This window comes from Butyrivibrio sp. (assembly GCF_015056685.1).
Taxonomy (GTDB): domain Bacteria; phylum Bacillota; class Clostridia; order Lachnospirales; family Lachnospiraceae; genus Butyrivibrio.
Genome location: NZ_SVFW01000038.1, coordinates 27,170 through 39,748 on the forward strand (window position 1 = coordinate 27,170; position 12,579 = coordinate 39,748).

Annotated in this window: 14 protein-coding genes; 6 read left to right on the top strand and 8 right to left on the bottom strand. The window is 40.3% G+C overall.

Features of this window, described 5'->3' with window-relative positions:
- Positions 1-38: 38 nt before the first annotated feature.
- The 3 genes from E7303_RS13055 to E7303_RS13065 are packed head-to-tail and all read right to left on the bottom strand — an operon-like array spanning position 39 to position 3,105.
- Positions 39-1,397 carry an MATE family efflux transporter gene (locus tag E7303_RS13055; RefSeq protein WP_292145783.1) on the bottom strand — a complete coding sequence of 453 codons (1,359 nt, stop codon included), beginning with the start codon at positions 1,395-1,397 and terminating at the stop codon, positions 39-41.
- 15 nt (positions 1,398-1,412) lie between these two features.
- Entirely contained in the window at positions 1,413-2,273 is an 861-nt protein-coding gene (locus E7303_RS13060) for a DAPG hydrolase family protein (RefSeq protein WP_292145785.1), read from the bottom strand.
- Between the two features lie 19 nt (positions 2,274-2,292).
- On the bottom strand, positions 2,293-3,105 hold the full coding sequence (locus E7303_RS13065; protein WP_292145786.1) for an SDR family NAD(P)-dependent oxidoreductase: 813 nt from the start codon (positions 3,103-3,105) through the stop codon (positions 2,293-2,295).
- Between the two features lie 278 nt (positions 3,106-3,383).
- Here E7303_RS13065 and E7303_RS13070 point away from each other — a divergent pair, with 278 nt between their 5' ends.
- Genes E7303_RS13070 through E7303_RS13095 form a run of 6 tightly spaced genes read left to right on the top strand, consistent with a single transcriptional unit; the run spans position 3,384 to position 9,626 of the window.
- A complete protein-coding gene (locus E7303_RS13070) occupies positions 3,384-4,151 on the top strand; it encodes a nitrogenase iron protein NifH (RefSeq protein WP_292145787.1) in 768 nt (255 codons plus the stop codon).
- On the top strand, positions 4,135-5,397 hold the full coding sequence (locus E7303_RS13075; protein WP_292145788.1) for a nitrogenase component 1: 1,263 nt from the start codon (positions 4,135-4,137) through the stop codon (positions 5,395-5,397). Before E7303_RS13070 ends, E7303_RS13075 begins: the two co-directional genes overlap by 17 nt.
- Positions 5,398-6,588 (top strand): nitrogenase component 1, encoded by a 1,191-nt coding sequence (locus E7303_RS13080; protein ID WP_292145789.1) that lies wholly within the window; start codon positions 5,398-5,400, stop codon positions 6,586-6,588.
- A gap of 37 nt (positions 6,589-6,625) precedes the next feature.
- The gene (locus E7303_RS13085) at positions 6,626-7,840 is read left to right on the top strand and encodes an ABC transporter substrate-binding protein (RefSeq protein WP_292145790.1); all 1,215 of its coding nucleotides are present in this window, start codon (positions 6,626-6,628) and stop codon (positions 7,838-7,840) included.
- Between the two features lie 3 nt (positions 7,841-7,843).
- A complete protein-coding gene (locus tag E7303_RS13090; protein ID WP_292145791.1) occupies positions 7,844-8,845 on the top strand; it encodes a FecCD family ABC transporter permease in 1,002 nt (333 codons plus the stop codon).
- The gene (locus tag E7303_RS13095; RefSeq protein WP_292145792.1) at positions 8,838-9,626 is read left to right on the top strand and encodes an ABC transporter ATP-binding protein; all 789 of its coding nucleotides are present in this window, start codon (positions 8,838-8,840) and stop codon (positions 9,624-9,626) included. The genes E7303_RS13090 and E7303_RS13095 overlap by 8 nt, the downstream gene beginning before the upstream one ends.
- 126 nt (positions 9,627-9,752) lie before the next feature.
- Here E7303_RS13095 and E7303_RS13100 read toward each other — a convergent pair whose 3' ends face one another.
- From E7303_RS13100 to E7303_RS13120, 5 genes are all read right to left on the bottom strand, one after another.
- Positions 9,753-10,577, bottom strand: a complete 825-nt coding sequence (locus E7303_RS13100) for an ornithine carbamoyltransferase (RefSeq protein WP_292145793.1) — start codon at positions 10,575-10,577, stop codon at positions 9,753-9,755.
- 13 nt (positions 10,578-10,590) lie between these two features.
- Positions 10,591-10,917 (bottom strand): hypothetical protein, encoded by a 327-nt coding sequence (locus E7303_RS13105; protein WP_292145794.1) that lies wholly within the window; start codon positions 10,915-10,917, stop codon positions 10,591-10,593.
- A gap of 25 nt (positions 10,918-10,942) precedes the next feature.
- Positions 10,943-11,503 carry a flavodoxin family protein gene (locus E7303_RS13110; RefSeq protein WP_330601683.1) on the bottom strand — a complete coding sequence of 187 codons (561 nt, stop codon included), beginning with the start codon at positions 11,501-11,503 and terminating at the stop codon, positions 10,943-10,945.
- 119 nt (positions 11,504-11,622) lie between these two features.
- Positions 11,623-11,856 carry a hypothetical protein gene (locus E7303_RS13115; RefSeq protein ID WP_292145795.1) on the bottom strand — a complete coding sequence of 78 codons (234 nt, stop codon included), beginning with the start codon at positions 11,854-11,856 and terminating at the stop codon, positions 11,623-11,625.
- A gap of 52 nt (positions 11,857-11,908) precedes the next feature.
- On the bottom strand, positions 11,909-12,364 hold the full coding sequence (locus E7303_RS13120; protein ID WP_292145796.1) for a GNAT family N-acetyltransferase: 456 nt from the start codon (positions 12,362-12,364) through the stop codon (positions 11,909-11,911).
- Between the last annotated feature and the right edge of the window lie 215 nt (positions 12,365-12,579).

The following is a 12,579-nucleotide window of genomic DNA, read 5'->3' on the forward strand; positions in this document are numbered from 1 at the left end:
AACTTTGTTGTCTATTTTAAGTTCTCCAAAGAGAAAACTTATTCTGGATGTCTGATGATTTTATATGCCTTAATAGTCAAAGGAACAGAAATAACAAGCGTTATAAAATCCGTTACAGCCTGAGCAGATGCCACTCCCATAACCCCAAATATTAGCGGGAGTATTAGGGCTGTAGGTATAAAAAGGTAACCCTGCCTTGCAGTACTCATCATAAGTGCATATCTGGCTTTTCCTATACCTGCATAGAACATGTTGATAATTGAATTCCAGGCATGAGCAAAAAGCGCTACACATTGAAGCCTTATGCAGAAAACACCCAGTTCAAGTACAGCTGCGTCTGCTTCTTTGTTGAATATATGCACGATTGGATTTGCTGAAAGCGCTATTACAGCGCCTATGACTACTGCGCCTATTATTGAAACTATCAAAGAAAAATCCAGACTCTTTTTTACTCTGTCATATTGCTTCGCTCCCCAGTTGAAGCCTGCAACAGGCTGATATCCCTGTCCAAATCCTAAAATGATAGCGAATGGGAATTCCATGACTCTGTTAGAGACTGAAAGTGCCGCCAATGCTGATGTTGAATAACTTCCTGCAACTCTGTTGATAAGAACTGAAGCAATTACTGAACACGCAGATCTCAAAAAAGATGCCGAGCCAATGGATAAAACATCCTTCACATCAGCCAGTACGTACTTAAATTTCCTTATTGCTATTTCAACTGCACTCTTTTTTCTAAGATATGGCACCAGAAGGATTATAAAACTGATTGTTTTGGAAATAGCTGTTGCCATGGAAGCCCCGGCTACTCCTAAGCCGAAAGTATAGATAAATAGAGGATCCAAAAAGCAATTCAGTATTCCGCCAAACCCTATTCCGATCATTGCGTAGGTAGAGCTTCCTTCAGACCTTAAACACATATTCAAAATAAAACTACCAATCATGAACGGAGCGGCATACAAGACATAGTTTGCATACTGCATTGAAAATGTTGCACACTCCTCTGTAGCTCCAAGAACGTAGACCAGGTTTTGGATTGTGATTTTGCCTATTACCATAAGAAGGATACCCAGTCCCAATCCTGTGAAGAAAGATGTGGACAGGACTCTGTCTGCATCCTCCTTTCTTTTTGCCCCTAACAGTCTTGCAATATAGCTGCATGCACCTGCTCCGATAAGTGAACCAATAAGTGTTATGAGCCTTTCCAAAGAACTGTTAACGCCAACCGCCGCGGTAGCATTAGTCCCCAACGTGCTTACAAAAAAAGTATCTACAAGGTTATAAATCGTTGTAATGAGCTGTGCCACGATAGTTGGTACCGCCATAGCAGGTATCAACGTTGACATTTTCTCATTCATCATACGCTGTTGCTTCTCAGCGCTCATTGGTCGTGCCATTTTTCTCCTCCTCACTTAATCAGCATCCATCGGCAGCTGAGAGTATTCTTCATATAAATCTGGCAAAACAGACGCCAAATGGGCTCTTTCCAGTGTATTGTGCACCAGGACATCATGCAGATACTTCTCATCCACCTTTGTCTGTTCATCCCTGATTATCTTGCCATTTACAGGCCAATATCCCATCCGTTCGCAATTTATGCTTTCTCTTCCGCCCAGAGGGCAAGGTCTCGAGAATCTAAGGACCAGATGGTGCCCCGGCTCATCAAATTCTTCCCACACTGCTTCTACTCTGCAGTCAGCCGCTTCCAACTCCGCTTCCTTTTCCTTAGTTAAGCCATATTCCGTCAGCTCGATCTTGTGTGAAACAGCAGGCATTCCCTTACTTGCATCCCCGTTTTCCCCAAGATCCAAGGTCTCAAGCGACCAAACGCCATCAGCATCATCTTTTCCATTAACAAACCTGTGATCCCAGTGATCCAATGGATTCCAGATTTTATATCTTAGATTTCCTTTACCTCTAGGCATATTCTTGGAATACTGGTTGTACCATTTTCCGTACCACCTCCTCCATGCACCTTTCCATGTTGGAGAAGTAACAGAATATTCAATATAGAATCCACTTCCATCCGGCATCATGGTATATCCATAAACAACCCTTGGGTATCCTGTTGGGGATAACCAATCAAGCCAATGTTCAACAGGTATGGCATCCTCAACTTTCATTGGACCTGCATCCAATATTTGTTGTTGTATAGGTGTTGGTGGATATAGTTTATAATCTGTATAGTATTTTGATGAAGGAAGTGCTTTTTCTTCATCAGACAGTTCAGGTACCTGAATGTACGGAATTCCATCATTAGTAATTATCTTCAATTGTTTTCCCTCCTGTTTATCATCCGATGATAAAACCACCGTTTAAATCGATTCTTGCCCCGTTGACAAAACCTGCCTCTTCACTTGCCAAAAATTCAACCACAGCTGGAACGTCTTTAGGCTCGCCCAATCTTCCAAGTGGTGTATTGGCTATGAGCTTTTCTCTTGTTGCATCATCAAGCTTATCTTCATCGGGAACATCCTTCTCAAAATGTCCCAAAAGCACGCAGTTACTTGTAATTCCATATGGGCCAAGCTCTTTTGCCATTTCATAAGTGAGTGCTTCCAATCCACCTCTTGCAGCTGCAAAAGATGGATCATTTTTCCAACCCCCATGTCTTCCGTCACAGCTTGTGATATTGATGATTCTCGGCGCTTTGCTCTCTTTGAGATATGGAAGCGCAAGTTTGACATTTACAAACGCTGATTCTACAACCTCCATTGAATGAGCCCATATTTTTTTGTCCGTCTCGTCCATCGTGTATCTGATGTGACCGCCTTTAGCATTGACAACTACATCGATGCTTCCAAACTTTTCGTAAATCCATTTATGAACATCAGCCATTTTGGAATCCGGCTTGTATATATCAGGAGCTGCTTCCATATTCCATTCCAGCTTTGCCTGCGGATTCTGGGCAAATCCAATGACCCGCCCTTCATATTCCGGGTTATCTGCCAGTATTCTTTTGATTGCTTCCTGAGCCTTAGAGTGAAAGCCGCTCATGAGCGCCACATTCATTCCGTTTTTTAAGGCCATCTTTACAATCGCTGTCCCATTATTACCGGCTCCACCCGTTATTATCATTGTTCTACCTTCGAGCGTTAATGCCATATCCCCATCTCCTTTCTACTGCGTTATCCAAATTTTAATTTTGTAAATGCTCCCAATCAATTCAAGTTAGCTTGAGGATTTTTTCCTTTTTGGAAAAAAATGTGTTTGTTTTTTTGATTATGTACTTCCACTTCTATACCTATTGATAAACTTTGTCATTTATTTATTTGACAATTGAGTATTCTTCGCATAAAATTTCAATTCAAGTTAGCATACGCTAACGCATAATTATACATTGTGCTATTTTTCGCGGTTTGCACAATCATTAGGGGATGACTATGAAAAAAATTGCTATTTACGGAAAAGGTGGAATCGGTAAATCCACCACAACATCAAATCTTTCTGCTGCTCTTTCTCAGATGGGATTTAAAGTAATGCAGATTGGTTGTGATCCCAAAGCGGATTCGACCAAAAATCTAATGCACGGACAGAGAATACCAACCGTGCTTGATCAGATTTCAAGGAAAGGCGAGAGTTTATCGCTTGAAGATATAACATTTGAAGGCTATGGCGATGTTATCTGCGTAGAATCAGGTGGTCCAACTCCAGGAATCGGATGTGCTGGTCGTGGAATTATAACAGCCTTTGAAAAACTTGAAGAACTTCATGCCTATGAAGTTTTTGAGCCTGATATTGTACTTTTTGATGTTCTTGGCGATGTCGTCTGCGGTGGTTTTGCTATGCCAATTAGAGGCGGATATGCAGACCAGGTGATCATTGTTACTTCAGGTGAGATGATGGCTCTTTTTGCTGCAGACAACATATCCCACGCAATACGGAATTTCGGAAAAAGAGGATATGCCCACCTGGCAGGTTATATTCAGAATTCAAGAAATGTTGAAAATGAAGACGAAACTGTAGCAAAGGCCGCAAAGGAAAATGATACAGAAGTTCTATATATTGTTCCGAGAAACAAAGCTGTTCAGCTTGCTGAAAACGAAGGAAAAACAGTAATTGAAGCTTTTCCCGATTGCGAAATGGCGGGTAAATACAAGGAACTTGCAAAAAAAGTTCTGGAGGTGACCGAAAATGCAGTGCTTATGTGAAGGCGGTTTACACTACGACGCTCCAAGTAAAGGTGACTATGGCATATGCCGCATGGGACTCATGGTTCCTGAGAGTATTGAGCTTTTTGTAGGACCATCTGCCTGCGGACGCCACGGTGCTCTTGGCGCTATGAAAAACGGATATAAAGATCGCATTTTTTATCTATACCTGAGTCAAAGCGATATTGTGGGCGGATATGACCATCTGATTGGAGATGCCATAGAAAAGGTACTGAGCAATCAGAATAAAAAGCCCAAGGTCATCATGATGATTTTTACCTGCATAGATGACCTTATTGGAACTGATCATGACGCGCTTAAGGAAGAATTGACAGCCAGATTCCCTGGTATTGTATTCCAATCCTCGCACATGAATCCTATTAAAACTAATACAAATGAACCACCAGCCCTGGCTATTCAACGAGATATATACAGAACAATAGCAACACATTACAAGAACAACGGAATTAGTATCAGGGATATCGAAAAGGACTCCTTTGTCAATATACTTGGTGCATACGAACCTCTCCCTGAAACCTGCGAACTTCATAGTCTTGCCAGGCTACGACATGTTTCAAACTACAGCTCTTTTGGAAAGTTTACAGAAATGGCTTTTTCAAAACTAAATCTTGTTCTTACTCCGCTTGGAATCATTGCCGCCAAGGAAATGGAAAAGTGCTTTAACATTCCGTATTTAGAGATTCCGGTTACTTATGACCTGAGTGAAATAGATGCAGACTATCAAAAAATAAAGGACTTTCTGCATATTGATGCCAGCATTGACTTCTCTGAGAACAGAAAAAAAGCTGAACAGGCAATTCAAAAGACATTGGAAATCATTGGTAATTATCCTATTATAGTTGACTCATCCGCAACATCTCAGCCTTTTGGGATGGCCATGGCGCTTATAAAATATGGGTTCAATGTTATCAGAATTGAAGCAGAATGCATTAATTCCAGTGACAGGTCACACATGGAATGGCTTATGGAACATCATCCGGAAGTAGAATTGTTCAGACCGGATTCGCACAATGCGGTACTTTTTGATCATAGGAAAAAAGAAAGCATTTCTATCGGTATTCAGGCTGCATACATGGCAGACTCTATCTACATTGCAGATCTTTTTTCTGACCTTAAGATGTTTGGCTATGACGGTGTTGTTACTCTGATGACACGATTACAGGAAGCATACAAGAAACCCAGAGATTTAAAACAACTAATAAACGAATATGGATTGGTGGTATAAATGGCACAGTTATGTATGTATTTAGCCCCGTTTTCTCCTGACTATTCCGGAGCGGGCTCAATATTATTTGATCTGAACGCGCTTACAGTAATGCATGATGCCGGAGGCTGCACCGGAAATTACACCGGACACGATGAACCCAGATGGTATGGCTCATCTGCGACTGTTTTTTGCTCTGCTCTTCGCATGATCGACGTGATAATGGGCAATGATGACAAATTAAAGAGAAATGTCATTGAAGCGATTGAAACTTTGAATCCTGAAATAATTGCACTAGTTGGAAGTCCTGTTCCAATGGTTATCGGAATGGACTTAAAAGGTCTTGCCACTGAGATTGAAAATGAAACCGGAATACCTGCTATTGGCATAGAAACAACGGGTACAGATTACTACAATATCGGTGTTTTAAAAGCATCAAAAGCTCTTTTTGAAAAAATAGATTCATTCTATGGCAAAGGCAAAGCAGGATTAGATACGTCAAAAAAAAGCTTTAACATACTTGGTGCAACACCTCTTGATTACGAGTGTACCGAGGACATCCGAAGTCTACAATCTTTTATGGAAAAACATGGCTTAACCTGCACTATGAGACTTGGTGATGATTACAGTCTGGATCAGTTAAAAGAATCCAGATACTCAGATATTAATCTTGCTATCTCCCACTCAGGATATTTGGTAGCAAAGTACATGGAAAAGAGATATGGAATTCCCTATTTATGCGGATTTCCATTTGGCGATAATACAACCGATGCATATTTAAACCAGGTGGAGCAGGTCCTTGAGTCCAAAGTTTCTGCATTCCTATGGGACGCACCACATACAAACGGATCCGGCAGTAACATCTCTAATTCTAATATCCTTTTTATCGGAGATCAGGTAATTGGACAGTCTATCAAGTACGCTATTGGTAGCGACTGCCAAACTACAATCGGCTGTATCTATGGTATGGATAAAGACTTACCATCTGATTCATCTATATATCTTCCTGATGAGCAGATGATACAGGCTGAAATCAACAATGATAAATATGATGTAATAATTGCCGACCCTCTGATGAAACAGTTAATTAACAATTCATCAGATAGAATATTTGTCCCCATCCCGCAATACGCAATATCCGGGGATGTGTATTTTGATAAAAGAGAGCCTCTTTTTGGCAAATGCTTTAGCACGCGCCTTAGCTCTTTTTGATTATATAAAACAAAATAATATACATGAGGAGAACTGTATGAAAAAAAATGTTTACCTATCATTAATCGCAGCCGGAGTACTGGCGCTTAACGGCTGTGGAAGTAATGCCACCAGTGAAGTCACAAATGAGACATCTGCTTCTTCAGAAGTACCTGAAGAAGACAGCGCTGCAACTGTAGAATCCACAGAATCAGCAGATACAGCTGAAACTGAATCTGCTGATAGCATAACAGTAACAGACATGAACGGAAGAGAAGTTACAATTGATGGAGATATCGACAGTGTTGTACTTACCGCTCTTCCACTTCCCAGCATCTACGCAATCACAGGCGCACCAATCGAAAACCTGAAAGGTGTTCATCCGGGTTCTACCAGTGCTATTGAAAACAGCATAATGGGATCAATGTATCCTGATCTGGTTGGAATAGCTGACAATTTTGTTGAAGGCCAGGACATCAACGTTGAAGAACTCTTAAAGATTGATCCAGATGTAGTTATTTACTGGGGCGAATATGAGAATCAGTATGAGGCGCTTAAATCAGTTAACATTCCTGCTGTAGGTGTATTTGGCGAGGAAGGTGGCGATGTTGTTGCAACTCTTCAGACATGGGTTGATATCATGGGCCAGCTCTTTGGAACAACCGGAAACACAGATAAAGTTATTCAATACGCAAATGATGCTTTAGCTGAAGTAAATGAGAAAACATCTTCTCTGACTGACGAAGAAAAGCCAAAGGTATTATACCTTTATAATCACAGCAGCGAACAGATTTCAGCATCAGGCTCAGGCTTCTATGGTGGATATTGGATTGAGGCAGCTGGTGGTAATAACGTTGCAAAAGAGATTGAGAATTTCGGAGATGTAAATATGGAGCAAATCTACGAATGGGATCCAGACATTATTATTCTAACCACTTTTACAGAAACAATGCCGGAAGATCTTTATAATAATACCATTGACGGCCAAGACTGGTCACAGGTTTCTGCTGTCAAAAATGGTAAAGTATACAAAGAGCCATTAGGAGTATACCGCTGGTACGTTCCATGTGGAGATACCCCACTCATGGTTAAATGGATGGCTCAGACATTGCACCCTGAAATTTTCGATTATGACATGATTACCGAAATTAAAGATTACTACAAGGAATTCTATGATTATGACGTAACTGACGAGCAGGCACAAGGTATTCTTGACGCTTCACCTGAGGCTGCCAAGGGCACAAGCTGGAATGCCACCAAATCAGGGAAGTAACACATGAATAGCAAAAGATTTAAGATTATCTTTTTCATAGGTATTATAAGTCTTTTTCTGATAATAATCTCAGCATTATGCATAGGCAGATATACAATATCTGCCTATGATGTACTGTTATATTTAATTTCTGGTCAGAAAAATGATCCAATGCTTGAAACCCTCATGTGGGGTGTCCGTATACCACGAGTGCTTATTGCATTTATAGTTGGTTCCGGTCTCACAGTTTCTGGCGTTGCACTTCAGGCTATGTTTGGGAATCCACTTGTGAGTACACATGTACTTGGAGTGTCATACAGCGCCGGATTTGGAGCTGCTTTAGGCATTTTGTTATTCTCTCATTTTGCTTATGTTGAAACATTTTCGATGGTCTTTGGATTTATAGGCATGGCACTTACATATGGAATAAGCAGAAAAAAAGGTACAAGTAGCACTTTGATGCTGGTGTTGTCCGGAATAGTTGTAGGTTCTGTATTTGAAGCATTAACATCTTTTATCAAATACATTGCTGATCCGGAGCAAAAATTACCATCAATTACTTACTGGCTGATGGGAAGCATGGCTGGCGCTTCAATGTCCGACGTTATAACTGCCCTTCCGCTAATCGGCGGTGCTACATTTGTTTTATGGCTGTTCAGATGGAGATTGAACGTTATATCTTTATCTGAAGATGAAGCCAAATCCCTTGGTATTAACATTAAAGCAACAAGACTGGTCGTAATCATTGCCACAACAGTCATAGCCGCATCTGTGGTTTCTATGTGCGGAGTTATTTCATTCGTAGGTCTTGCGGTGCCACATCTTACCAGAATGCTGGTTGGAAATGACCATCGACAGCTTCTTCCAATGAGTATTCTCACAGGTGCAGCTTATATGATCATAATAGATACATGCGCCAGAAGCTTAACTGCCGCAGAAATACCGCTTTCAATCCTGACAGCGCTTATTGGAGCACCTATTTTTGCCCTTATGTTAAGAAGAACAGGAGGTTCATGGGATGCTTAATGCAGATAATATAGGATTCACTTATTCCAAAAAAGGAAAAATGTTGTTCGATGACCTTTCTTTTTCAATAGAAGAAGGCGAGGTTTTGGCCATTTTGGGACCTAATGGAGTAGGTAAAACCACTCTTTTAAGGTGCCTTATGAATTTCCTTTCACTAAAAAAAGGAAATGTAGAACTATTTAATAAGCCAGTTTCCAAAATGAGTCCTTCTATGTTTTGGAAAAATATCAGCTATGTTCCTCAGGCAAAAAAGCTTGTATTCGGCTACAGTGCTATAAACATGGTCGTTATGGGACTCTCCCAGGACATAGGCATTGGAAGAACTCCCAAAAAAGAAGATTATGAAAAAGCATACGCCCTTCTTAAAAAATTTGGAATTGAGGATTTGGCAGATCAGTCATGTAATACTCTAAGTGGTGGACAATTACAGATGGTTCTCATCGCAAGAGCCCTTATCAAAAATCCGAAATTGCTTATCATGGATGAACCAGAGTCAGGGCTGGATATGAAGAATCAAATGATTGTTATCCAAACAATTGAGGCACTTGCGAAAGAGAATCTTTCTATTATAATCAATACTCACTATCCAGATCATGCGCTTCGCTGTTCAGATAAAACTCTTCTCCTTGGCAAAGACTCCTACCTTTTTGGTCGCACCTGCGATGTTATTACAGAGGAAAACATCAGACAGTACTTCGGTGTAGTATCTCATATAGTCGATGCCTACTATGAAGGAAATACCTACAGTGGCATCGTTCCTATGGCACTAATGATCAGTTAAACCATTTATGTAAAAGCCCAGCGCAAGCCGGGCTTTTTTCATTTAGTCCCGCTGAATCTGTCTGCACCTTTACCTTCATGCTCTGCTTTTTCTATTAACAATCGTGTAAGAGCTTTAGCATATCCCTTAATCTGATAAGCAATAGATTAAAATTGCCTGCTGCACTTTTAATAAACTCTGTTTAAACCCATATCCCACAAAGTAATCAGAATCAATTACATCTTCTGTTACTTCTTCGCCTCTATTAAATGGCGGACATGGATTTAGGATAGCGCCTTTATTTGCTACTCCCATCAAGTCTTTAGAAATCTGATAATCTTTAAATTCCCCTATCATGTTTGAAGGAATGGAATCCGTACAAATAATATCTTTACCTTCAAGCGCATTCTTCAAGTTATCATTACAAGCAACTCCAGAGATTTGATACTTTGCAGGACTACTCTGAGTTAATGAAAATCCGAGTGCCTCTGAAGCTTCTTTCCAGGCTCTCCCTATATTTCCATCTGCCCCAACAAACAAATACTCATCCTTAAGGTAATCAGCTCTGACTTTTGAGAGTGCATATAAATCAGACATCATTTCACAAGGATGGTTATCATTTGTCAGTGCATTTATAACTGGTATTGTCATAGCTGCAGCCATTTTATCAAGCATAGTAATATCTGGGTAACGGACTATAACAGCATCAGCCCAATTTTGCAGATATCCGCAAACATCCCTAATATCTTCCTTTTTATCTAACGTTGCAGGATCAAATAATATGGATTGCCCACCGAGAAGAAAAATACCCTTTTCAAAAGACACTCTGGTTCTTATGCTGGATGATGGAAAGAACATAACGATAGTCTTTCCTTTTAAGAAGCCCTCATACTGCTCTATAGAATCAGCAATCTTGAAAATCTCAAATAATTCACTTTTCTTGAAGTCTGTAAGTTTTATAAAAGATTTCATAAATAAAATCCTTTCAGTTGTTGTACCTCTTATATATTCTGCTATAAACAAAAGGCAGTACAGGCACGCAGAGGATACATCCAACTAGCATTACTATCCCTGCCAGCTTCATGCTAAAGAATGCCATAAACGTAGAAATCCACATAAATAAAGAAAATACAATCCACATTATGCCGTTAGCTCTGTTGTATGCCTTTACATCGGCTATCTCATCTTCTTCAACTGTCTGCCCCGACCAAAACCACATGGGTTTCTGCCTTTTCCAGGCAAAGATTCCAAGTCCTGTAAGTAATGCACTGACTGGAACCATTATTACAAGCCAAATGATTAAAGCTCCCATACGTTTCTCTCCATAATCTGCCGGGCTAAATATTCCTACAGAATTCTATGATTTCCTGTTTTCTTGGTTCCACATCCACTTTATATTCGATAGATGTAAGCCCAAGGTGCCCCACACTCTCTATTTCCAAATGACCATAAAAATGTTCTATGCTGCCGATGATTTTCTCACATTCAGGCATATTAGGACCAGTTCTCAGAGCAATGGCATATCCCTTCTTTCCGGGCTTAATAGACGCATGGGGTTCATGTGTATTGCACCAAGGTGTACATCTGTCGATGAATGCCTTAAACTGCCCGGGGATATCAGCCCAGTATGACGGAGAAACAGAGATAATAATATCCGCAACATCAAACTCATCCATTATATCTTCGATGATCTTCGCATCACTCATAGCACATTCCGCTGTATTATGGCATGATCGGCAACCTCTACAGAAAGCAAAAGAATAATCGTCTATACAAATATTTTTAACGATGTATCTATCTGATAACTGTTCTGAAACCAGCGTGGCTATTTCAGCAGTTGCTCCTGTGCGAACAGGGCTGCAATTTATGATCAATGCCTTCATTTTGTCCTTTGCCATCTTTTTTTATCCCTCTATCACTCCACACATGAGCTTCGACATATCTCTCAGGACCATATTTCCCATCTGGGTTCCAGTCTTGGGGAAGACCATATTTTTTAATCACGCCTATTATCTCGTCATATGTGTAGAGCTTCCCGTTCGATCTTCCCGCCCTTTTTCCGGAACTCGGTTCTTAGTATCTCTTCGAACCGCCTTCTATCCGCAATGTAACTGTCTTGCCTTTTGGCGCACATGGTTTCAGGCTTTTCAGCCTTTATAGTCAGAAGCAACTTTTTGGCTTCTTCTTCGCTTAGATCCGACAGATTCCGAAATGGACCTGTTTTCTTATCAAAATAATGGTATAAAAGCATTGTATCTCCATGGCATAAATCAATTATTTTCCGGTATTATGTGTTAGCATTATCAAAGTGACATAACATAAATCTGGCACGGATTCCATTCGTCCCATAGATTAGGCATCAGTTCAAATTCCTTAAATCCAAGACTTAGGTAAAAATGGTTTGTTTCATCATATTGCCTATACTTTCCCATTTGAACCGTCTTAACCTGAATAAAGGAATAGCCATGTTCAACAGCAATATGCTTTGCCTCGTTAAACATACATCTGCCAATACCTTTGTGATGATGTGTCTTCAATACGCCCATAACTGCAATTTCAACGGTATCTTTTCCCGTTTCCTTTAAACACAAAAAACCATTTTCCTTTTCTCCCTCAAAAGAGGCAACCATTATTTCATTCGCACTTTCACGAATATAGTTTTCTGTTGATTCTGGAATTCCAAACCACTCTGGTAGAGCCGTAAGAATGCTTTTTGTAATTCGTTGTTTCTCCTCAATATCATCAACTGTTCTTATCATCTCTTTTGCCTCGATAAACTGCGATTATTAATAGATAATACTGTAAGTTATGAATTCATCTCATCAACAACGTCAGCCGGCTTTACAGTCATTTCTACCCATGCTGGAATAAAACCGCTTTTTGCCGCATTTCTGGCAGATCTGATGTTTGACCATGCAGAGCAATAAAACGGAACCTTTCCCCGATTTAGAATCTCTTTTGCCAGTTTGCTAGT